Genomic DNA, 22,132 nt, shown 5'->3' on the forward strand with positions numbered 1-22,132 from the left:
GTGCCTCTCAATCGACGTCCGCATTCAGCCGGAACGCATTCTCGACAATTCGTAAACCCACCTCGCCACTGAGTGACATCAGCGATTCCGGGTGGAATTGCACGCCGGCGACGGGCAGCGTCCTGTGCTCCAGCGCCATCGCGACGCCGTCCTCGGTGCTGGCAGTGACGGACAAAACTTCCGGCATGCTGTCGCGCTCGACGAAGAGCGAGTGATAGCGGCCGATGACGATCTCGTTCGGCAGGTTGCGCATCAAGCGTCCGCCGCGCACCTGCACCCGCGAGGGCCGGCCGTGGGCGGGATGCGTGAGCTGGCCGAGTTCGCCGCCGAAATATTCGCCGATCGCCTGCACGCCGAGGCAGACGCCGAACACCGGCAGCTTGTTCTCCAGCGCCGCATCGATGGTGTTCTTGATCCCGAAATCCTCGGGGCGTCCCGGACCAGGCGACAGCACCAGCAAATCCCATGTCTTTCGCTTGAGCATGTCGAGCGCATGCACATGGCGGACCACAGTGACGTCGGCACCGACCTGGCGGAAGTAATCGGCAAGCATGTGCACGAAGCTGTCGTCGTGGTCGATCAGCAGCACCCGCTTGCCCGAGCCCGTCGCATCAGGCGCGAACGCCGACAGCGGCTTTGGCGGATCGCCGCGCAGCGCCTGGAACAGCGCGGCCGCCTTGACCTGGCATTCGCGGTCCTCCGCGGCGGGATCGGAGTCGAACAGGCAGGTTGCGCCGACGCGCACTTCGGCCAGACCATCCTTCATGCGGATGGTGCGGATGGTGAGGCCGGTGTTGATGCTGCCGTCGAAATTCACCGCACCGATCGCGCCGGCGTACCAGCGCCGCGGCGAGCGTTCGTGGTCCTCGACGAACTGCATCGCCCAGAGCTTTGGCGCGCCTGTCACGGTGACGGCCCAGGCATGGGTGAGGAAGGCGTCGAGCGCGTCGAAACCGGGGCGCAGCATGCCCTCGACATGGTCGACGGTGTGGAAGAGTTTCGAATAGGTCTCGATCTGCCGCCGCGCCAGCACCTTGATCGTACCGGGAACGCAGACGCGCGCCTTGTCGTTGCGGTCGACGTCGGTGCACATGTTGAGCTCGAACTCGTCCTTCTCCGAGTTCAGGAGCTGGCGAATCTGCTCGGCATCGCCGATCGCATCAAGGCCGCGCCCGATCGTGCCCGAGATCGGGCAGGTCTCGACACGGCGTCCGTCGGAGCGCACGAACATTTCGGGCGACGCCGACACCAGGAATTCGCCCTCGCCGAGATTCATCAGCGCGCCATAAGGGGACGGGTTGATGACGCAGAGCCGCTGGAAGACTTCGGCCGGCGAGCGGTCGCAGGGCTCGGCGAAGAGTTGTCCGGGCACGGCCTCGAACAGATCGCCGCGCGCGAAGGCGGCGCGCGCAGTCTCCACGGTGGCCTGATATTCGCCAGGCGCGTGATCGGCAAAGCCCTGGCGGGGCGTCTTCTGGTACGGGCTCTCGGCCGTCTCATGCGGCAGGCCCGCGGTGGATTGGCCCTTCCAGGCGAAATCGTAAGTCAGCACCACGCCGCGGCCGGTGGCCCGGTCATAGGCGAGCAGGCGGTCGGGGACGTAGAGCACGATGTCGCGCTGATCGGCCTCGCGCGGGCGCTTCTGCACGAGGTCCTCGATCTGGAACACGAGGTCATAGGCGAAGGCGCCGAACAGGCCGAGCAGCCCGTCGTCATTGGCCGAGAAGGCGGCAACGAGATCGCGCACCAGCGACATCACGCTGGCGCGCCGCGTGCGCTGGTCTTCTTCGATCGGTGCATCGCCGCGGATGATGTGACCGGCGAGCCGCGACGTGGTCTTCTCGGAGATCACGACGCAGGGCTGGCGCAGGACATCGGCGAGGAAGGCGATCAGCACCTGCCCACGCTCGTTCAGCGCTTCCAGCTTGAAATTGACGCCAGTGGTCTCGAGCTTGAGCGGCGGATCGGAGAAGCCGAGGTCGAAGCTCTCGTAGCGGCCCGGCACGGTCGTGCCCGACGACAGCACCACGCCGCGGCGGCGGTCGAGCAGGTTGACGAGGTCGTCGAGCCGGCTGGCGCCGCCGGTAAACTGCTCGGCCACGCGCGTGATCGCGAGACCCGCGCGGGTCACGTAATCGCTTCTGGCCGGGAGGGCAAAGACTGTCCTGTTCATGTCGTCCTCTTACGAAACTTGCCGAGGAAACGCCACACAGGACAAACGAGAAGGCCGCCGCACTGCGTGGGCGACCTCAGACGATTTTGGGAAATGAAATCGCACCGGCCACCTCTTCAGGAGGTGCGCCACCAAAGACGGGCTGGGCGGACGGCGGTGCTCATGGGCGGATACTCACCATGGCCGGGCGACGGCGTCAAGGGCGGGGAACCTGGGCCAGTTCGGACTGAGCGCCCGCCAGCCGGCGGTTGCCTGCGCGCGGCTAAAGCTCGTCGGCGTCAGGCACCCAGTCGAATTTGCGTTTCCTCCGATCCCATTTCAGGACTGAGCTGTCGTCGCATTGCATGCACGCCGAGGCGACCAGCGTGCCGCCCTTCCCCTTCCGAAGCGCGCCGAACTGACGGTCCGTGCGCACGGCGGTGACAAACCGCACCTTGGGCTTTCCGTCGGCGGAGTGATCGAGGATCAGCACGAACCGGCCCTTCGGGCCAGCGCACTCCTGAAAGACGCCGACCACCGCGATCTGCCTTGCCGCCGTGCCGTCGAAGCGGCCTTCGACGGCAAACGACATGCCGGCTGACTGCATCACATCGACACCATCTTCGAACAACAGCTCTTTCGGAACCAGGTCCTTGCGGAATTCAGTCGCCTTGCACCAGCTGTTGCGGATCTGGTTCGCAGGAATGCCGCGAACCTCGGTCGTGAACGGATGGAAATCCGCAATGACCCACCAGGCCTCTTTCTTTAGGTCGCCGTTCAGCGTGACGAATGCCTGCTGCGCCGCCGCCTGAGCGGTCGTCAGCGCGGTGACGCCAGCAACGCCGGCCATCGATCCAACGATCAGCCCAAGCACAAGACGTGTGAAAGACGACGTCGACATGCTCCGCTGCTCCGATCGGTCGCTATGGTCCTACCCCAGATGCTTCCGGAAAAACTCCGTTGCCCTGCCCCAAGCGAGCTCGGCGGCTTCGCGGTCGTGCACGGCCTGGCGCTGTTCATTGACGAAGGCGTGCTCGGCGTCGTAGCGGAACAGCTCCAGCGACTTGCCGGCGGCCTTCATGGCCTGTTCGAAGCCGTTGATCAGCTCCGGCGTGCACCAGTCGTCCTTGTTGGCGAAATGGGCCTGGAGCGGGATCCTGACGTCGGCAGGCTTGGCGGCCTGCTCCGGCGGGATGCCGTAGAACACGACGCCGGCGGTGAGTTCCGGCACATGCACCGCGCCGATGATGGTAACAGCGCCGCCGAGGCAGAAGCCGGTCAGACCGACCTTGGCTCCGTTGCGCGACAGATATTGGGTGGCCCCGCGCACGGTCTGCGTGGTGGCGTCCATGAAGTCGAGCGAGTTCATCTCTTTGCCGGCCGCATCCGTGTCGTGATACGGCACCACCTTGCCCTTGTAGAGATCGGGCGCCAGCGCGTCGAAACCGGCCAGCGCAAAGCGGTCGCACAGGCCCTTGATCTGATCCGACAGGCCCCACCATTCCTGGATCACGACCACGCCCGGCGCATTGCCGCGCGCGGCGTTGGCGAGATAGCCCGATGCGTCCTTGCCGTCCGGGCGCTTGAACGTGATGGCGGTTCCCATGATGTCCTCCACGATGTGCTGGGGAGCAGTTGGAGGTATTTTGGCCGCTCGGAGCGCGATAGGCAACGCGGTAATCAACACACGCTCGTGTCCAACAAAAAAGCCCCCTCGCGGGGGCTTCTTCATATCGTGTTTCGCGCCACTCAGTGGGAGTCGGCCCAGACCTTCTTCTTGGTGAAGTACATCAGGCCCGCGAAGATGATCAGGAAGACGAACACCTGGAAGCCGAGGCGCTTGCGCGCTTCCATGTGCGGTTCGGCGGTCCACATCAGGAACGTGGTGACGTCCTTGGAATATTGCGCCACCGTGGTCGGCGAGCCGTCGTCATAGGTCACCTGGCCGTCGTTGAGCGGCTTCGGCATCTTGATGGCGTGGCCCGGGAAGTACTTGTTGTAGTAGGAGCCCTCCGGAATGGTCACGCCTTCCGGCACCTTGTCCTCGAAGCCCTGAAGCACCGCCGCGACATAGTCCGGGCCCTGCTCCTGGTACTGGGTGAAGAAGTCGACGATGAACATCGGGAAGCCGCGCTTATAGGAGCGCGCCTTGGCGATCAGGGAGAGATCGGGCGGAGCCGCACCGCCGTTAGCGGCACGCGCTGCCTGCTCGTTCGGGAATGGCGAGGGGAAGTAGTCGGCCGGCCGGCCGGGACGCTCGAACATGTCACCGGCGTCGTTCGGACCGTCCTTGACCTTGTAGTCGGACGCGAAGGCGGCCGCCTGCGCCACCGAATAGCCGGGTCCGCCGGCTTCCGCGAGGTTGCGGAAGGCGATGTAGGACAGGCCGTGGCAGCTGGCGCAGACCTCCTTGTAGACCTTCAGGCCGCGCTGGAGCGCGCCGCGGTCGAACTTACCAAAAGGGCCGGAGAACGACCATTTGTTGGCTGGCGGCGTGTCGCTTCCTTCAGACGCTTTCGCGCTGTCGATCGAGCCCGCGAACAACGAACCGGCGAGCGCCAGCACGATCGCGGTCGACACCATCGGCGTCGACTTGCTGCCGGTCTTGGCGAGCACCGCGTCGGCGATCGAGTTCGGCACCGGCCGCGGCGTCTCGATGCGCGAAAGCAGCGGCAGCACGATCAGGAAGTAGGCGAAATAGCAGAACGTCAGAATCCGGCCGGCGATCACGTAGATGCCTTCCGGCGGCTGCGCACCGAGGTACCCGAGCAGGATGCAGACCGCGACGAAGATCCAGAAGAACTGCTTGGCCAGCGGACGATATTTCGACGATTTGGTCTTGGCGGCATCGAGCCACGGCAGGAAGCACAGGATGATGATCGCCCCGAACATCCCGATCACGCCCGCGAGCTTGTTCGGGATCGAGCGCAGGATCGCGTAGAACGGCAGGTAATACCATTCCGGCACGATGTGCGGCGGCGTCACGCCCGGATTCGCCGGAATGTAGTTGTCGGCGTCGCCGAGATAGTTCGGCATGTAGAAGATGAACCAGGCGTAGAGCAGCATGAAGCAGGTGACGCCGAACATGTCCTTGATGGTCGCGTGCGGCGTGAACGGAACCGTGTCCTTTTCCGTCTTCGGCTCGACGCCGTCAGGATTGTTCTGGCCGGCAACATGCAGCGCCCAGACGTGGAGCACGACGACGCCCGCGATCAGGAACGGCAGCAGATAGTGCAGCGAGAAGAAGCGGTTCAGCGTCGGGTTGCCGACCGAATAGCCGCCCCACAAGAGCGTCACGACGCTCTCGCCGACATAGGGAATGGCGGAGAACAGATTGGTGATGACGGTGGCGCCCCAGAAGCTCATCTGGCCCCAAGGCAGCACGTAACCCATGAAGCCCGTGGCCATCATCAGCAGGTAGATGATCACGCCCAGGATCCACAGCACCTCGCGGGGCTCCTTGTAGGATCCGTAATAGAGGCCGCGGAACATGTGGATGTAGACGGCGACAAAAAACATCGACGCGCCGACCGCATGCATGTTGCGGAGCAGCCAGCCATAGTTCACGTCACGAACGATCAGTTCGACCGACTTGAAGGCGAGATCGGCGTGCGGCGTGTAGTGCATCGCCAGGATCACGCCGGTCAGGATCTGTATCCCGAGCATGAAGGAGAGGATGGCGCCGAACGTCCACCAGTAGTTCAGATTGCGCGGGGTGGGATAGACGACGAAGGAGGAATGGACGAGACCGAGGATCGGCAGACGTCGCTCGATCCATTGCAGGGCCGGATTGCTCGGCTGGTAGTCGGATGGTCCGCTCATGATGCGATCCTGAGGAAATAAAACGACGAGACGGCGCGAAGCGTCGGATGCGGGTCCGAAGCTCAGCCGATCTGGATTTTGGTGTCGGAAACGAAAGTGTACGGCGGCACCGGCAGGTTCGCGGGCGCGGGCCCCTGGCGGATGCGGCCGGACGAATCGTACTGCGAACCATGGCAGGGGCAGAAGAACCCGTCGTAATTGCCTTCATGGGCGATCGGGATGCAGCCGAGATGGGTGCAGATGCCGATCACGACCAGCCACTGTTCATGGCCGGACTTGACCCGGGCCTCGTCGGTCTGCGGATCGGGCAGACTCGCCACGTTGACGGCGCGCGCCTCGTCGATCTGCTTCTTGGTGCGGTGGCTGATGTAGATCGGCTTGCCGCGCCAGAACACCTTGATGTCCTGGCCCTCGGCGACCGGGCTGAGATCGACCTCGATCGGCGCACCGGCCGCGATGGTCGACGCATCAGGATTCATTTGGGAGATGAAGGGCCAGAGCGCAGCCGCGCCCCCTACTGCTGCAGCTGCCCCCGTTGCAACGAATAAGAAATCACGGCGTGTCGGATGGTCCGCCGAAGACGCTGTCGTCACGATTCCAACCCTTTCTTCTTATGCTGCCGGTGGAACCGTTCCGGGAGCCCCCAAGGTCCCCGGAACAGTCTGCCAGCGCCCGCGGCCCCCCGCGGCGGCAGAACTTCACTCGTCCCCGCCAAAACAAGGCGAAAACAGCAGTCCAGAATCGTTCTATTGGCACCCTTGCCGGGCGAGCGCAAGCCCGCTAACGGCGTGGGAGCGTGCAATGCACGAATTCCGCGGCCAGCGATGTTTTATTGAGACATTTCCGGCCCGCATCGACCCCCGATACAGCCCGTGCACAGCCCATGCAGATCGCGCTTTTCCAACCCGACATTGCCCAGAACACCGGCACGATTCTCAGGCTGTGCGCCTGTCTGGGCATCGCCGCCCATATCATCGAACCGGCGGGCTTCCCTGTCTCCGACCGCTTGTTCCGTCGGGCGGGAATGGACTACCTCGACCATGTCAGCCTGACCCGCCACGACTCCTGGTCGAAATTCGAGGACTGGCGCGCGGCACAGGGCGCCCGCCTGCTGCTGTTCACCACCAAGGGGGCCACCGACTACCGCGATTTTCATTACCAGACGGCGGACATCCTGCTATTCGGGCGCGAGAGCGCCGGCGTCACCGACGCGGTGGTCGAGGCCGCGGACGCGCGGCTGGTGATCCCGATCAATCCGGGACTGCGGTCGCTCAATGTCGCCATGACCGCGGCGATGGCCGCAGGCGAGGCGCTGCGGCAGCTCCGGAACCCCACGGGCCCATAGGATTGAGGAGAGACGATTGAGTTACGCGGTCAAGGAAATCTTCCTGACCCTGCAAGGCGAAGGCGCCCAGGCCGGGCGCGCGTCGGTGTTCTGCCGTTTTGCCGGCTGCAACCTCTGGAGCGGCCGCGAGGCCGACCGCGCGGGCGCGACCTGCAAATTCTGCGACACGGACTTCGTCGGCACCAACGGCACGCTCGGCGGCCGCTATGCCTCGGCTGCGGAACTCGCCGACACCATCGCGGCGCAATGGACCGCCTCCGCCGGCAATCGCTACGCGGTGCTGACCGGCGGCGAGCCGCTGCTTCAGGTCGACGCCGCCCTGATCGACGCGCTCCATGCCCAAGGCTTCGAGATCGGCGTCGAGACCAACGGCACGATTGCTGCGCCCGCAGGGCTCGACTGGATCTGCGTCAGCCCCAAGGGCGGCAGCGAGCTGGTGCTGCGCCGCGGCCATGAGCTGAAGTTGGTCTATCCGCAGGCGCTCGCGGCGCCCGAGACTTTCGAGGATCTCGCTTTCGAGCGCTTCTCGCTGCAGCCGATGGACGGGCCCGAGGTCGCCGAAAACACCGCGCGCGCGATCGACTATTGCCTGCGTCATCCGCAATGGCGGCTCAGCGTGCAGACGCATAAATCGCTCGGCATCAGATAGGATCGGTTGACGGACAGATGTGGGAATTGACGAAATCGTTTCGCTTCGAGGCGGCGCACTCATTGTCGGGAACGACGTTCGGCGCGGCCAGCGAAGAGATCCACGGCCACTCCTTCCGCGCCGAGGTGACGGTGCGCGGCGTGCCCGACCCTGCGACCGGCATGGTGGTCGATCTCGGCCTCCTCCAGCGCGCCATCGAGGAGGTGCGCCTGACGCTCGACCACAAGTACCTCAACAAGATCGAGGCGCTGGGCACACCGACGCTGGAAAACCTCTCGCGCTTCGTCTGGGAGCGGCTGGCGCATATCGGCACGTTGACGCGCGTCAGCATCCACCGCGACAGTTGCAACGAGAGCTGCACCTATTACGGTCCGCAGGGCTGAGGGAATGGCATCCACGATGGACTCGACTTTGATCGAACACCGCAAAAGCCGTGCCCGCGCCTGGTTCGAAGCCTTGCGCGACGACATCTGCGCGAGCTTCGAACAGATCGAGGACGACGCGCCGCAAAGCCTCTATGCCGGCAAGGCCGGCCGCTTCGAGCGCACGCCCTGGCAGCGCACCGACCACACCGGCGCGGCCGGCGGCGGCGGCGTGATGTCGATGATGCATGGCCGCCTGTTCGAGAAGGTCGGCGTGCACTGCTCGACCGTGCACGGCGAATTCGCGCCCGAGTTTCGTGCGCAGATTCCCGGCGCGGCGGACGACCCGAAATTCTGGGCCTCCGGCATCTCGCTGATCGCGCATTTGCGCAATCCGCACGTCCCCGCCGTGCACATGAACACGCGCTTCGTCGTCACCACGAAAGCCTGGTTCGGCGGCGGCGCCGATCTGACGCCGGTGCTCGAGCGCCGGCGCACGCAGGACGACGCCGACAGCATCGCTTTCCACGCCGCGATGAAGCAGGCCTGTGCGCAGCCGAACGGCGTCGCCGATTACGACAAGTACAAAAAGTGGTGCGACGAGTATTTCTACCTGCCGCACCGCAAGGAGGCGCGCGGTATCGGCGGCATCTTCTACGACTGGCACGACAGCGGCGACTGGGACGCCGACCTTTCCTTCACCCAGGATGTCGGCCGCGCCTTCCTGAAGATCTACCCTGAGATCGTGCGGCGCAATTTTGCGACCGCCTGGACCGCTGAGGATCGCGAGGAGCAACTGATCCGGCGCGGCCGCTATGTCGAATTCAACCTGCTCTGCGACCGCGGCACCATCTTCGGGCTCAAGACCGGCGGCAATGTGGATTCCATCCTGTCGTCGCTGCCGCCGGAGGTGAAATGGCCATGACGACGATGAAGCCTGCCATGAGGCCGCTGCCGCGCGCCATGCTGATCGACATGGACGACACCATCCTGTCGGCCTATGGCCGGCCCGAGATCGCCTGGGACACGATCGCGAACGAGTTCGCCGAGGAGCTTGCACCGCTACCGCCGGAGCTGGTCGCAACCACCGTCCTCGCCTTCGCACGAAACTTCTGGGCCAATGCGGACGCCTCGTGGCGGCTGAAGCTCGCCGAAGCCCGGCATCTAACCGTCAAGGGCGGCTTCGCCGCGCTCGCGGCCGCCGGCCACCGCGCCCTCTCCGACGACCTCGCCATTCGCCTCGCCGACCGCTTCACCGCCTATCGCGAGGAGGAGATGTTCGTCTTCCCCGGCGCGCATGAGGCGATCGATCAGTTGAAGGCGCTCGGCATCAAGCTTGCGCTGGTGACCAACGGTGCCGGCGACACCCAGCGCGCCAAGGTCGAGCGCTTCGAGCTCGCGCACCGCTTCCACCACATCCAGATCGAGGGCGAGCACGGTTTCGGCAAGCCCGAGGAGCGCGCCTATCTGCACGCGATGGAGGCGCTCGGCGTCAGCGCCGAGGACACCTGGATGATCGGCGACAATCTGGAATGGGAAGTCGTGACGCCGCAGCGGCTCGGCATTTATTCGATCTGGATCGACGTGCATGGCGACGGCCTGCCGGAAGGCTCGACCGTGAAGCCCGACCGCATCATCCGGTCGCTGACCGAGCTGGTGCCCGGCCGCGATTAGACCGGGGCACCAAAGCAAAAACATCGAAAACAACCCCATGCACAGTAGCCGACTGCTGCAAAATCAAGGGCTTGCGGCAACCGCAACCGAATTGCTGAATTTTCGAAATCATTTGACCCGTCGGGCAAAACAGGCGCATGATGCCATCATCGCGGCGCATGGGACGAAACAGCCCCTGCGCAACCCATCGAGCAGGCGTTCTTGCCTCCGTCATGGTCCCGCTTCCGGCTTGAAGCGCCCTCATCGGCGCTTCGACAGCCTGGGCAGCGGATGCGCGCTGCCGCAGCACATCGCCGATCGAGCATGCCGTGACCGGCCTGTCATGCCGGCTTGCTAGCTTCTTAAAGTCAATCAACGAAAGGACCATCCATGGAACTGAAAGCCGGCGATATCGTCATGCTGAAATCCGGCGGCCAGCCGCTGACCGTCGCCGAGGTGAAAGGCGACAACATTCTCTGCCTTTGGATGGGCGCGGAAGGCGATCTGTTCCGCGAGACGCTGCCGCTCGCGACGCTCGAGCACCTGGAAGAGCTGGATGATGAAGAGGACGATGAAGACGAAGACGAGGAGTAGGCGCGCCCAAGGCCGCGTCTACGCAGATTAGACCGGAGCGCTCGGCTCCGGCGCACGTGATGTCCGCTTTCCGCCGATAACGCGCGATAGCGGACATCGCCGAGGGCGACTACCGCTGAATGACCATTGCAGCGACGATCAACAGCCCGAAAAAGATCGGCAGCAATACTGGAGGTACGAGCCACTCACGAACACTGAATCTATCGATATTCGACATTTGGGACCGCCTTTTCAAAAAGGGCGGGAGCGCAACACTCTCAGTCACCGATAACACCCGGGGGACGCGCGGTGATGTGGGGGATATGGTGACGCTCCGCCGAATCACGAGGCTGGTCGTAGGCTTAATTGTCGCGGGCAGTTGTAATCCGATTCCAGAGTAGCCATTTACAGATTAGCGCCGCCGGATTGCTTTCAGCATCTCCTCCCGGTGCGCAGACTTGATCGGACCCACCATGATCGAGTTTCCAAATCATAGTCGTTCATATGACCGAACGCGGCATGCCGTGCGTTTTTGGGGATACGATAGCGCGCTAGAGGCGTCGTTTTTCATAGAGGAAGACGCGCTGAGGCGACTTCAACCGGGCGCTCACCCCAATGAATCGGGTTTCCTAAACGCATTCGATTCCAATCGTGATCTGATATGTGCCGCCGCTGCCAGGGTGTACGTCCGCGGCAGCAGGGGTTCTTACGATCTGGTCGCCGCTAATTTTTGAAAACGAAGACTCTCGTCTTCATGGACGCGGAAGACTCCGGTTACGGCACGTAGTGCATTACGACTGCCAATCCAGAAACAATTACAAAAGCCAGGGAGAATCGCATGAAATTCCGTCCGCTCCATGACCGTGTCGTGGTCAAGCGCATTGAGGCCGAAGACAAGACCGCTGGTGGCATCATCATTCCGGACACTGCCAAGGAGAAGCCCTCGCAGGGCGAGATCATCGCGGTGGGTGCGGGAGGGCGCGACGAAGCGGGTAAGCTCATTCCGATCGACGTCAAGATCGGTGACCGCGTGTTGTTCGGCAAATGGTCCGGTACCGAGGTCGTGCTTGATGGCGAAGACCTGCTGATCATGAAGGAGAGCGACATCATGGGCGTTCTCGCCGATCTGCCCACTACCAAGAAGAAGGCCGCGTAAGCGCCAACCAGTTTTCCTTACCCTAGCGATTCGGCTTAGCCGGGTTCTCCGAAGGGTAAGGCCGCAATTCAAATCTCATCCCTCAAAAGCTCGCCAGTTGCGCGCTCTTTGAGATTTGACCAGTTGAAAACGGAGATCCTATGTCAGCCAAAGAAGTCAAATTCGGCGTCGACGCGCGCGATCGCATGCTTCGCGGTGTCGACATTCTCGCAAACGCTGTCAGGGTGACCCTTGGTCCCAAGGGCCGCAACGTCGTGCTCGACAAGTCGTTCGGCGCTCCCCGCATCACCAAGGACGGCGTCACCGTCGCCAAGGAGATCGAGCTTGAGGACAAGTACGAGAACATGGGCGCGCAGATGGTGCGCGAAGTCGCCTCCAAGTCCGCTGACGCGGCCGGCGACGGTACCACCACCGCGACTGTTCTGGCGGCTGCGATTGTCCGCGAGGGCGCCAAGTCGGTTGCGGCCGGCATGAACCCGATGGACCTCAAGCGCGGCATCGACCTCGCGGTGGAAGCCGTGGTCGCCGACCTCATCAAGAACTCCAAGAAGGTCACCTCGAACGACGAAATCGCCCAGGTCGGCACCATCTCGGCGAACGGCGACGCGGAGATCGGCAAGTTCCTGGCCGATGCCATGAAGAAGGTCGGCAACGAGGGCGTGATCACCGTCGAGGAAGCCAAGTCGCTGGAGACCGAGCTCGAGGTGGTCGAGGGCATGCAGTTCGATCGCGGCTACATTTCGCCCTACTTCATCACCAACGCCGACAAGATGCGCGTTGAAATGGAGGATGCCTACGTCCTTATCAACGAAAAGAAGCTGTCTCAGCTCAACGAGCTGCTGCCGCTGCTCGAAGCGGTCGTTCAGAGCGGCAAGCCGTTGGTTATCATCGCCGAGGACGTCGAAGGCGAAGCGCTTGCTACCCTCGTCGTCAACCGCCTGCGTGGCGGTCTGAAGGTCGCCGCGGTCAAGGCGCCGGGCTTCGGCGATCGCCGCAAGGCCATGCTGCAGGATATCGCGATCCTGACCGGCGGCCAGGCGATCTCGGAAGATCTCGGTATCAAGATGGAAAACGTGACGCTTGCAATGCTCGGTCGCGCCAAGAAGGTGATGATCGACAAGGAAAACACCACGATCGTCAGTGGCGCGGGCAAGAAGGCTGACATCGAGGCGCGCGTCAATCAAATCAAGGCCCAGATTGACGAAGCCACCTCGGACTACGACCGAGAGAAGCTCCAGGAGCGTCTCGCCAAGCTCGCAGGCGGCGTCGCGGTGATCCGCGTCGGCGGCGCGACCGAGGTCGAGGTGAAGGAGCGCAAGGATCGCGTTGATGACGCGATGCATGCGACCCGCGCGGCGGTGGAGGAAGGCATCGTCCCGGGCGGCGGCGTCGCCTTGCTCCGCGCCTCCGAGCAACTCAAGGGCCTGCGCGCCAAGAACGACGATCAAAAGACCGGCGTCGAGATCGTGCGCAAGGCATTGTCCTACCCCGCTCGCCAGATCGCGATCAACGCCGGCGAAGACGGCTCGGTGATCGTGGGCAAGATCCTGGAGAGCAAAACCTACGCCTACGGGTTCGACTCTCAGACAGGCGAGTACGTCAACCTTATCTCGAAGGGCATCATCGACCCGACCAAGGTGGTTCGCGTGGCGATCCAGAACGCGGCCTCGGTCGCGGCTCTCTTGATTACCACTGAAGCCATGGTGGCCGAGGTGCCGAAGAGGAATGCGGGCGGCGGCGTGCCTGCGGGTGGCGGCGGCATGGGAGGCATGGGAGGCATGGGTGGTATGGATTTCTAGGTCAACTCGCTCATGGCCGAACGGCAGACAAGGGAAAGGATGGACCGATTTCCAGGAGGCAGACGACTATCTGCTCAAAGGAAAAGACACGAGACCCGGCTGCGTACCCGCAGTCCGGCGAACTCTTCCAAGGAAGCTCTTCTCGCTTGCCTGGACGCCGAGGTGAGGCTGCTGTTCGACCCGCATCGACCGCGAACGGCCTCCCAAGCGAAAAGCCCGACCATGAGGGCCGGGCTGATCGATAATATGTTCCAAGTCAGGCAATGCACGGAATAAATCGGGGAGAGACGTGGCAGTCTGTTCAAAAAGGAACACCTGAACGGACGATCCGTTGGACGCCGCCAGGTTCAGTTCGCCAAACGCATTGTATTGATCGCGGAACAGACTTTGCCGCCCGCCATGGTGCTCGGCAGATTCGGCCAGACGTCCATCACTTTGCGGCCTACGAACGCCTCGATGCGTTCAGTTCCATCTTGGGCAAAAAGCCGTAGCCCATCCATGCTATGGGGACCGTCATCGACGCTAAACTGTGCAAGTGACATCATGAGTCCTCCGGTTTTTCTGCGTTTACTCACATCGGCAGTTCGCCGCGGACTGAGCCTCCCTCGTTCTCCCATCGCGACAGAGCGGCATCGCCAGATCTCGCATCGCTAGGCGTATTCCTCGTTAAAGGCAGCTTGTTGCGACCGGCTTCATTCTTGCGCCTGTGCTCCGTCAACAAGACGAAGCCGGCGCTCCAGGTCTTGAATTCGCTGCTTTCCTCAGCGCAGATCGAATCCTTGACGAGTTCGCCGGACGCGGTTGCTCTCGTGCGATGCTGCTGAGATTTGAACATATGCAGAGCCCTTTCGTTGGGAAGTCTCCGCGCACTCTGGTCAATATCGATGGTTGACCAAGGTAGACTTGGATGTGGGGACGAAGGGCTGAATAGCGAGCCCCAGCTATAAATAAGACCGCCAGAGGAGCGCTGCCGGATCGCACTCAGCCTCGCTGGCATTCTGGTTACGATCACGGCCACATCGCTGTTCAGCCCGATCGGCATGAGGACCAGAAGTCCGCGCTGCCTTTGGTAAGTGATGTTTCATCCGGAAGGATCGGTCAAAATCGACCCAGCGAGGTGAGACAATGGGCAAATTCAAGATAAGGGTCGCACGCATCGAGATGGTTTCGCCGAACGAACGAGGCGAGGACATCCGTTTGACGTTTCAATTCGAGAGCCATCAAACCAGTTTTGCCTTGCCAATCTTCCTGAATTCTTGCGAATTCGACGACACCGAAATCGTCAAGGTCGCTCGAAGCAAGCTACATGACGTTTTCCGGCAGCTCGGCAGTCAGTGCGAGGATTGGCAGTTGTCGGAGGCCGAGCGTCGTGAGCTCGCAAAGATCAACGTGCGGCCCGGCGTCAATTGCGCATGAGTCGGTCGGCAGCGGCTCAACAAAGCCAGCTGCTGTCGCTGAAATATCGGTAATCCAGAGTTCCTTTCCCGTCGGCAGATAAGTTGGTGCCGATCGCCTTGTCACCAGCCGCGGCTCGAAGCGGTTTCTCTCTTCCGGTGAGCACGCAAATCTCAGCCGTGGTTGTCCGCTTCTGGACGCAACGAGGTCGTCAGCGGAGTGGCGAGGTCAGCTACGGGTCAAAATGCGAAGATCTCAACGTGAGCAAATCCGGTCCGCCATGCCTTGGTGAGCGGACATCGTGGAGGACTGCCGGCACCTCGCCGATGGGCCATATCCGGGCCCTTGCTCGTGCCATTCCGAAGGATGGATGAAATTCACGGGCTTTCCGCTATGTTGTGTTGAGCCGCAGTTCTGTAGCGGCGATCTCGAAACGAGGTTCGCGATGACCTCCAGGTCCTCGATCAGGCGGCTCGGCGCGCCGCTCGTCGCTTTCTTTCTGACCATCTGGCCGTTGGTTCCTCCGGTAGATGCTATTGCGGACGCTGGAAAGGTTGGCGTGGTGTCCTTTGGACTGTACGGGGATCAAGGCGTGTTTAGATCCGAAGCGACCGGCGCGGCTCAGGTCGTGGCCAGCCGTTTCGAGACTGGACCGATCAACGTGGAGTACAATTCCAAGAAAGGGGGAAGTGCAACGATCGAAGCTCTGGCCAAGTCGTTGCAGACGGCAGCCAGCCGCTTGGATGCCGAGAAAGATGTTCTCTTTTTGATTCTCACCTCGCATGGCTCTCCTGATGGCCTTGCAATCAAGGCGGGGCGGCTCACAGAAACGCTCACACCATCTCGTCTCCGCGACATGCTCGCGAAGACAGGTGTGCGACACAAGGTGGTGGTCATCTCGGCTTGTTATTCCGGGGTTTTTATCCCGCGCCTGGCGACTCCCGATGTGCTGGTCATCACCGCGGCCGATGACAAGCATCCGTCGTTCGGCTGCCAGGACAAAGCCAAGTGGACCTATTTTGGCGATGCTTTTTTCAACGTCGCGCTCCGGAAAGCCGTCAGCCTGAAGGATGCGTTCCTCGATGCGCGCTCACTCGTCCGGAAGCGAGAATTGCGGGAACATTTCGAGCCGTCGAATCCGCTCATGGCGGGCGGTGCAGATGTGCTGCCGTTGCTTGTCGGACGTCCTTGAACAACCGGCCGCGAGTGCAGAGGCTATTGCTCGCGGGCGCATCGCCGTTTCCGGTCACCCCCAGTAAGCAGACTTTTGGCGGCCCGCTTAGACTTCGCATTCGGGCCAAAAGGCGACACGCAGTGGGATATCACTCGACCAACAGCAGCCCGCGCTTCTTATCGCCGTCGAACGTATTTACAGCGTCGAACAGCCGCTTCCGCTCGATCAGCCATGGCTGGAAGTTGAAATTGACATCGAGCACGAAGACGAGATCCTCGGCTTCGAAATAGCCCCCAATTGGGGAATGATGTCCGCTTCCGGCACCAAAGATTCGAGTGCGATCGAAATTGACGATGTAGCGTCGGCCCGGATCATTGGAGCGACGGAGATGCTCTAGAAACTGGTTCTCACTGAGATCGCGTAGGACCCTGACTTTCCGGCTCGTGTTGGCCTGGGCGACTTTGGCCAGCTCATCGAGCGTGAGACCCATGATGCATACGCCTGTCCAGCAGCTCCATGTACCGGCCAACACCTGGCCCTCCGTCCTTGCCGCCTCGCCAAGTGACCGGTACGCATTCGCAACAGCTGCAGGTCCGCAGCGAGAGCCATTTGACTGCCAGTTAACGTGGCTTTGGAATGTAGCTGCCACGGGCAGGTGCCACGCACGCTCCATAAGCTCCGGAGTACGCGTTACCGATGTCGCTATGGCCTCTGACGGCACGTGCGATTGACCGACCACCACGGCCCCGGCAAAAACCAGACCCACGGCGATAACCATGCTGCCGATACTGACGTAGCGCCGTCGCTTCATGGGTCAGAACCTGAGCGACAATGACGACATTGGCCTGCACTTTATATTTCAAGCTAACTCGAGGGAGGGAGATTTCATGTAAGCGTCCCTTGGAGGGCAACGGCTCTCGATGGCGGCAGTCAGCCTGTCCCGTTGAGGGCCAATAAGCGAGGCGAGAAAGAAGCCGCCGAGACGAAGAGCTTCGCTGGCACGCAGTGGAACTACCGGATGAGATTAAGATCAGGACCTGTCGTGCGCGTACTTCTCCAAAAGCAGCCGGTTATATTCATCTCTCACGGCTCTTCGCGAAATATGCCCTTTTCGGTCTTTGGCAATCTTCAGAAGATCAGGATCTGTGGGTGCCCGCGATTTCCGCCTAAATCTCGCAAAGAGTCTGGTAGCAGGCGCCGACGCCCTTCCAAACAGCCGGTCAAACCATCGCATTGTGTCCTCCCGGACAGACCGCCCTTACAACACTATCACCATGGATTTGGGGGTCAAAAGGACAGCACTGCTGCATCTTTGACAAGCTTGCCACCACACCGCAGCAAAGGGCTTTAGCAATGGTATCGGTCCCTGTTACACCGCGCAGGTTTCCGGCTGGTGCGGATTGGGCCGCTTATGGACGGCGCAAGCTTCGGCCTGTTCGAAGCCGTTCCCCTCGATTGAGCATCCGAACCTATAATTATCAGTCGAACGCGCGACAGAGTCCGCTTCGGGTCAATCGCGTCACTTTGGCCGCGTACCGTTCTTCCGGTCCAACTCTGTGAATGAACATCGTCAGACCGCCCGGCATATCTCCCACGGCCCACAAGCTGGCGCATCTGCCATGGCAGCGCACTGCTAATGTCTTGCGAAGAATGCGAGGACGGCCTGCTCGTAGGCGTTGGGATTATCGACCGTAACGGTGTGCGAACTCGTGGGAATTTCGACCCTCTCTCGGTTTGGCAAGCAATCTTCCAGCTGATCCAGGACGTGATGAAATAGACGTGGGCTGCGTTCCGCATCAGACAGAAGCGTGGGCGCCGTGATCGCCTTGGCCATCTCGCATGTGAAAATTGGTCGCGGCAACTTGATGGCATCCGCCTGGTACGACGAGACGTTGTCCAGATTCATCTTCTTGTCAGCATCCGAACGGCGTTCATAGGCTCCCGGGCCGCCGACCACATCCACAAACATGGGGATGCCGCGTTGGACGTCGCCGGCCTTGAGAGCTTCTCTGGCGGCCCCTAAGCCGGCGAACTCCTTTAAAATCTCCGCCCGGTTTGGGAGGCCGCTCAGCATACCGAGGGCTGGCGGCTCATTCACGGCCAGACTGACGATCATGTCCGGGTGTTTGGCGGCAAAGAACAGCGCTGCGTGCGCTCCCGAAGAATGTGCCACTACTCTAATTTTTGAAAAACCAAGAGCGTTCGCCAACGCCGCGAGGTCCTCGCCGTGCACATCTGCCGCGCCATCCGGGGTGCCTTCCGGGCTCACTGCATTCGGATAGTTATTCCGACGACTGTACGCGATGGCACGATAGCGGGACGCGAATTTTGGAAGCTGCGCGCGCCACATACGATAGTCCTGCAATCCGCCGTGAACGAAAACTACCGGTTCCCCCTGCCCCTGCTCGACGTAAGCAAGCTCATAGCCGTTGATTGATACCCGCTTGAGTTCGTCAGCCACGGCGCTCTCGGTCACAAGCGCCAAACCAATCACCGCAAAAATGGGAAAGGAAAATGCTTTCCTCACGGGCATTACAGCCTCCTTGGCAATTCGAGGTGCCTGTCAAATCTCCCGCAGATTGTCTCCAATCGGTCGATTTCGCAACTCGGCGCCTTGATTCCCTTCGAACAGGTTTACCCGTACGAACGGGCATCCCGCAGCCCAAGGCCATGTCTGAAGTGACTAATGGAAGTTACCGCCAAAAGAAAAACTGCCCGAAAGCAGCTAATCGCTTTCCCTGTGCTGAAAGGCAATTGGAGGCAGCTCTACCCGCCGTCGGTGACCAAGCGAACGTCACGCAACGCGCCAGTTTCCCTTGTGAATGTCGAACTTCACGGCACCGTCGTCACGCATCTTCAACAGAAGCGATTGGCAGTCGTCCTGGTTCTTTATGTTCACGCGCTTCATGATTTCGAAAGTCTTCAGGGGCTTTTCGCGAAGGGCAATCAGAATCTTTTCTCGATCAGTCATTGGGGTTCCTTGCTTCGGTATCGGCGACGGTACGTGTTGTACAGATCGTCTGCAACGGGTGTGTACGCTTGACGAGGTCCGTTCCGGTTCAATCGCGTCTGTCGCGTGCTTGTGGGAAGCATGTTACCCCCGCGTCTTCGCGGTCTTGCGGAGATCAGTGCGCGAATTTGTAGTGTGCCAGCGCCGCCGAAGTCACCGTGAGCAATGCCGAAACAATCCAGACCGGCCCCAGCACGAAGATGGCGATCGCGCCCTGCCCACAGGCACCGCATGTAACCCAAAGCAATATTGGAAAAAGACATAGCAGGAAGACGACGGCTAATCCTGTACTGAACCAAACGCCTCTCGATCCCCATTGGGACCCGAAAAGCCATGGGATGGCGGGAAAACCGAAAGACAGAATAAGGAGGTTCATCAGAACGTCGAACATGATCTCTGCCCGATCGGCTTGTTATGGCAACGATCCCAACGCTTGGTTGTTAACACGCGGCAGATGGTTCAAACCATACGAGAATCGTGCGCAAGATCCTGAACTGGTTTTTCCGCAATCGCGTGACTGGCGCCATCACGGTCGCGCAGTGGCCCAATCTCGTGCTGTGGATCGTGATCGTGGCGGCGCTTCTGCTCTGGATCTGGCCCTCGTCAGGTCAGGTCAGCGTTGCCTTTGCGGCTGTCGTCAAGGGCGGACTTCTGGTCTGGGCCGCCGACGAGATCGTTCGCGGCGTCAACCCCTGGCGGCGCTGTCTCGGAACGGCTGTCGCCGTCTATGAACTCACGACGCTTCTGCGGTGAAGCCGCTGTCTGAGTTTTAAGTGTACTGTCACAGCAATTGGTAGCCGCCCGAAGACAATTCTGATGATCGGACCAGCCGCCGGGCCGCTCGCCCACCGTAACATTTGATACGACCGGACAAAAAAAGACTGCATGGACATATTAACTTATGTTCCTGCGGCCTGCATTGCGGCGGAGATACAACTCCCGACGACTGAAGGGAGTGTCAACGTTGATCAAGCGCAGGCGACGATTCAGGCAAACAGATTCTCTCGAAGCCAGGCTGGCGCAGTTCGCCATGAACTTGCGCGAGGAGGCCGATCAGAAGCCTCCCGGGCAGGAACGCAATTCGTTGCTGAAACGCGCCTACAATGCCGACCAGGCGATCGACCTGGAGCGGCAGCTCCGCGAACACCAGTAGGAACGGCCTCTGCCGACGCGGGTTGCTCCAGCGTGCCGGTCTCGAAGCTTAGGCGTCGCACCAGGAGAAGCTTCGTCCGAGATCGAGATCTCCAGCGTTACGGCACGTCAGGGCGGATGTACCCCTCGTGCCAGTCAAGGCTCCCGGTCTCGGACCGGGAGCCTTGACTATGGGAGCATCAGGAACGGTCGTTCCCCAGGCATGTTGCCCGGAGCAAGGAGGCTCACACCCGAGCCGACGAGCGGACGCATGCTCGTGCCAGCGAGACGGGGAAAAACTGCGCTCCGGTCCGCGTAGTGGGCCGTCAGTGTACCAGTCCGACGGTCTGGTCGGATTGGCTGCGATTTGCAGTATGCACTTCGCTGCGGTCGCCCCACTTTGCGACGGCCAGGGCAAACAAGAATGCGATCAAGGCTATGCGCTGCATGCCATTCAACGCCAAACGCCCTGCGACGGTTGCTTTTCCCGCATAAAGCCGCGGCGGTAATCAAGAATATTGCCGAGGTGCGGCGGGCGCGCTCCTTTTCGGTTCCGGCGCTTTCTCGCTCCCTATCTCACTGCGAACGGCGCCTGATAGGGCCGGCCGAACGGCACACCGTTGATGACGGTCTGGATCGGCTTGAGATAAGCTTTCCCGTCTCGCTTGTTGTTGCGGGTGTCAACAAAGCTGACCGGCCCCACCACCAACTCCATGATGGCGACGTCGCCGGGCGCACCGACTTGCAGAGTGCCAATTTTGGCCGCACGACTGATGATTTTCGCCGGGGCTATCGTGGCCATTGCGACCACCTGCTCCAGCGTGAAGCCAAGCGCCATGAACTTGCTCATCACGTTGGGAAGAAACGGGATGCCCGGCGAATTGCCGGAGAAGACGTGGATATCGGAGGAAATCGTGTCCGGCGTGCATCCACCGGGGATCGCCACTTCCGCCACGGTGAAATCGAAGCTGCCGCCGCCATGACCGACGTCGAACATGACGCCACGTTGCTTGGCCGCCAGCGCCGCAGGCAGCAGCTTGCCTTCCTGGACGATATTCGTGAAGGCATTCGACATGTTCGGGGCACCCGAATAGGCATGCGTCAGCACGTCGCCCGGGCGGAGCAAGTCGAGAATCTGCGACATCAGCTCCTTGGATTCGACTCCGCCGATATGCACCATCATCTTCGCCGGCCAGCCGCACATCTCACAGGCCTGGATACCGCGCTTGAGCGGCTCGAGCCCGTGCTTGAAAACCACGTTCTCCGACATGCGCACTTTGACCCCAAGCAGGAAGTCCGGATTCTCGGCCAGGGCCATCGCGCAGGCTTCGGTTTGCGCGGTGTCGATATTGTATAGCTCGGCGACGGGGAAGGCCGACAGGCCATTGTTGGCGATGTGGACGAAGGCGTACATCCGCGCCCGCGTTTGGGCCACAATAAATCGGCGCAATGCCGCCAGATTGTTGACCCCGGCGTCCCCCGCCGACACGACGGTTGTCGTACCCTGAAACTGCACCAACTCGTCGGCGGGAATACCGATGGCTGAACCGTAGGGATAGACGTGACAGTGCAGATCGATAAGACCGGGCGTCACAAGCTTGCCTGACGCGTCGATGCTCTTCAGCGCGCGCTCAGCGGGGATCGTCTCCTGGACCGCTTCGATCACGCCCCAGCGGATGCCGATATCGCGTCTGGCGCGCAGCGACTGGCTGGGGTCGAGTACCTCGCCGCCGCGGATCACCAAATCGTACTTATCGGTCGGCCCCATCGCGGCTCGCGAGGGTGCGGCGAGGCCAACAGCTGCGGCGGATGTCGAAAGTGCAAGGAAATCGCGGCGTGACAACGCTGACATGATGCCCCCCTGTGCTTTTCATTCGTAGGTACGGCCGGCTTTTGAAGCAGATCCGCCTC

At 61.5% G+C, this 22,132-nt stretch carries 23 protein-coding genes and 1 pseudogene; 13 read left to right on the plus strand and 11 right to left on the minus strand.

Annotated features, from left to right (window positions below; translation table 11 throughout):
• Positions 1-7 precede the first annotated feature (7 nt).
• The 5 genes from QSV46_RS15450 to petA all read right to left on the minus strand — a co-directional run bounded on the left by QSV46_RS15450 (position 8) and on the right by petA (position 6,567).
• A complete protein-coding gene (locus QSV46_RS15450; RefSeq protein ID WP_314952609.1) occupies positions 8-2,173 on the minus strand; it encodes an anthranilate synthase component I in 2,166 nt (721 codons plus the stop codon).
• A 262-nt stretch (positions 2,174-2,435) separates the two neighbouring features.
• Positions 2,436-3,053, minus strand: coding sequence for a hypothetical protein (locus QSV46_RS15455; protein WP_314952612.1), 618 nt, complete (start codon positions 3,051-3,053; stop codon positions 2,436-2,438).
• A 30-nt stretch (positions 3,054-3,083) separates the two neighbouring features.
• Entirely contained in the window at positions 3,084-3,758 is a 675-nt protein-coding gene (locus tag QSV46_RS15460) for a dienelactone hydrolase family protein (RefSeq protein WP_314952616.1), read from the minus strand.
• 143 nt (positions 3,759-3,901) lie between these two features.
• Positions 3,902-5,974 carry a cytochrome b/c1 gene (fbcH, locus tag QSV46_RS15465; RefSeq protein ID WP_314952618.1) on the minus strand — a complete coding sequence of 691 codons (2,073 nt, stop codon included), beginning with the start codon at positions 5,972-5,974 and terminating at the stop codon, positions 3,902-3,904.
• 62 nt (positions 5,975-6,036) lie between these two features.
• On the minus strand, positions 6,037-6,567 hold the full coding sequence (gene petA, locus QSV46_RS15470; RefSeq protein WP_212282490.1) for a ubiquinol-cytochrome c reductase iron-sulfur subunit: 531 nt from the start codon (positions 6,565-6,567) through the stop codon (positions 6,037-6,039).
• 290 nt (positions 6,568-6,857) lie between these two features.
• On the opposite strand from petA, the gene QSV46_RS15475 reads away from it, so the two are divergent.
• The 9 genes from QSV46_RS15475 (at position 6,858) to groL (ending at position 13,511) form a co-directional block, all read left to right on the plus strand.
• Positions 6,858-7,319, plus strand: coding sequence for a tRNA (cytidine(34)-2'-O)-methyltransferase (locus tag QSV46_RS15475; RefSeq protein WP_314952624.1), 462 nt, complete (start codon positions 6,858-6,860; stop codon positions 7,317-7,319).
• 16 nt (positions 7,320-7,335) lie between these two features.
• A complete protein-coding gene (queE, locus tag QSV46_RS15480) occupies positions 7,336-7,968 on the plus strand; it encodes a 7-carboxy-7-deazaguanine synthase (protein ID WP_314952626.1) in 633 nt (210 codons plus the stop codon).
• A 17-nt stretch (positions 7,969-7,985) separates the two neighbouring features.
• Positions 7,986-8,351: a 6-carboxytetrahydropterin synthase gene (locus QSV46_RS15485; protein WP_314952628.1), complete on the plus strand. Its 366-nt coding sequence runs from the start codon at positions 7,986-7,988 to the stop codon at positions 8,349-8,351.
• 16 nt (positions 8,352-8,367) lie between these two features.
• Positions 8,368-9,255: an oxygen-dependent coproporphyrinogen oxidase gene (gene hemF / locus QSV46_RS15490; protein WP_314952629.1), complete on the plus strand. Its 888-nt coding sequence runs from the start codon at positions 8,368-8,370 to the stop codon at positions 9,253-9,255.
• On the plus strand, positions 9,252-10,004 hold the full coding sequence (locus QSV46_RS15495; protein WP_409997174.1) for an HAD family hydrolase: 753 nt from the start codon (positions 9,252-9,254) through the stop codon (positions 10,002-10,004). The genes hemF and QSV46_RS15495 overlap by 4 nt, the downstream gene beginning before the upstream one ends.
• Positions 10,005-10,373: 369 nt before the next feature.
• A complete protein-coding gene (locus tag QSV46_RS15500; protein WP_314952631.1) occupies positions 10,374-10,577 on the plus strand; it encodes a YodC family protein in 204 nt (67 codons plus the stop codon).
• Between the two features lie 452 nt (positions 10,578-11,029).
• Positions 11,030-11,290 carry a DUF1488 domain-containing protein gene (locus QSV46_RS15505; protein ID WP_314952632.1) on the plus strand — a complete coding sequence of 87 codons (261 nt, stop codon included), beginning with the start codon at positions 11,030-11,032 and terminating at the stop codon, positions 11,288-11,290.
• Between the two features lie 104 nt (positions 11,291-11,394).
• A complete protein-coding gene (locus tag QSV46_RS15510) occupies positions 11,395-11,712 on the plus strand; it encodes a co-chaperone GroES (protein ID WP_314952634.1) in 318 nt (105 codons plus the stop codon).
• Positions 11,713-11,852: 140 nt separating this feature from the next.
• On the plus strand, positions 11,853-13,511 hold the full coding sequence (groL, locus tag QSV46_RS15515) for a chaperonin GroEL (protein ID WP_314952636.1): 1,659 nt from the start codon (positions 11,853-11,855) through the stop codon (positions 13,509-13,511).
• 336 nt (positions 13,512-13,847) lie between these two features.
• On the opposite strand, the pseudogene QSV46_RS15520 reads toward groL, so the two are convergent.
• Positions 13,848-14,053 (minus strand): annotated as a pseudogene (locus tag QSV46_RS15520) (signal transduction histidine kinase); the annotation flags it as partial.
• Between the two features lie 583 nt (positions 14,054-14,636).
• On the opposite strand from QSV46_RS15520, the gene QSV46_RS15525 reads away from it, so the two are divergent.
• Both QSV46_RS15525 and QSV46_RS15530 read left to right on the plus strand, forming a co-directional pair.
• Complete coding sequence (locus QSV46_RS15525) at positions 14,637-14,927, plus strand: hypothetical protein (RefSeq protein WP_314952638.1); 291 nt, start codon at positions 14,637-14,639, stop codon at positions 14,925-14,927.
• Positions 14,928-15,276: 349 nt separating this feature from the next.
• Positions 15,277-16,098: a C13 family peptidase gene (locus QSV46_RS15530; RefSeq protein ID WP_314952640.1), complete on the plus strand. Its 822-nt coding sequence runs from the start codon at positions 15,277-15,279 to the stop codon at positions 16,096-16,098.
• A gap of 130 nt (positions 16,099-16,228) precedes the next feature.
• Here QSV46_RS15530 and QSV46_RS15535 read toward each other — a convergent pair whose 3' ends face one another.
• The 4 genes from QSV46_RS15535 to QSV46_RS15550 all read right to left on the minus strand — a co-directional run bounded on the left by QSV46_RS15535 (position 16,229) and on the right by QSV46_RS15550 (position 19,481).
• The gene (locus tag QSV46_RS15535; protein WP_314952642.1) at positions 16,229-16,891 is read right to left on the minus strand and encodes a phytochelatin synthase family protein; all 663 of its coding nucleotides are present in this window, start codon (positions 16,889-16,891) and stop codon (positions 16,229-16,231) included.
• An 822-nt stretch (positions 16,892-17,713) separates the two neighbouring features.
• Entirely contained in the window at positions 17,714-18,613 is a 900-nt protein-coding gene (locus QSV46_RS15540; RefSeq protein ID WP_314952643.1) for an alpha/beta hydrolase, read from the minus strand.
• 261 nt (positions 18,614-18,874) lie between these two features.
• On the minus strand, positions 18,875-19,051 hold the full coding sequence (locus tag QSV46_RS15545) for a hypothetical protein (protein ID WP_211398841.1): 177 nt from the start codon (positions 19,049-19,051) through the stop codon (positions 18,875-18,877).
• Positions 19,052-19,205: 154 nt separating this feature from the next.
• The gene (locus QSV46_RS15550; protein WP_314952646.1) at positions 19,206-19,481 is read right to left on the minus strand and encodes a hypothetical protein; all 276 of its coding nucleotides are present in this window, start codon (positions 19,479-19,481) and stop codon (positions 19,206-19,208) included.
• Positions 19,482-19,567: 86 nt separating this feature from the next.
• On the opposite strand from QSV46_RS15550, the gene QSV46_RS15555 reads away from it, so the two are divergent.
• A complete protein-coding gene (locus QSV46_RS15555; protein WP_314952648.1) occupies positions 19,568-19,843 on the plus strand; it encodes a hypothetical protein in 276 nt (91 codons plus the stop codon).
• A 211-nt stretch (positions 19,844-20,054) separates the two neighbouring features.
• A complete protein-coding gene (locus QSV46_RS15560) occupies positions 20,055-20,243 on the plus strand; it encodes a hypothetical protein (RefSeq protein ID WP_314952650.1) in 189 nt (62 codons plus the stop codon).
• 549 nt (positions 20,244-20,792) lie between these two features.
• Here the strand turns inward: QSV46_RS15560 and QSV46_RS15565 are convergent.
• The gene (locus tag QSV46_RS15565; RefSeq protein WP_314952652.1) at positions 20,793-22,073 is read right to left on the minus strand and encodes an amidohydrolase/deacetylase family metallohydrolase; all 1,281 of its coding nucleotides are present in this window, start codon (positions 22,071-22,073) and stop codon (positions 20,793-20,795) included.
• Positions 22,074-22,132: the final 59 nt, after the last annotated feature.

Source organism: Bradyrhizobium cosmicum, assembly GCF_032290525.1.
GTDB classification, from domain to species: Bacteria; Pseudomonadota; Alphaproteobacteria; order Rhizobiales; family Xanthobacteraceae; genus Bradyrhizobium; species Bradyrhizobium cosmicum_A.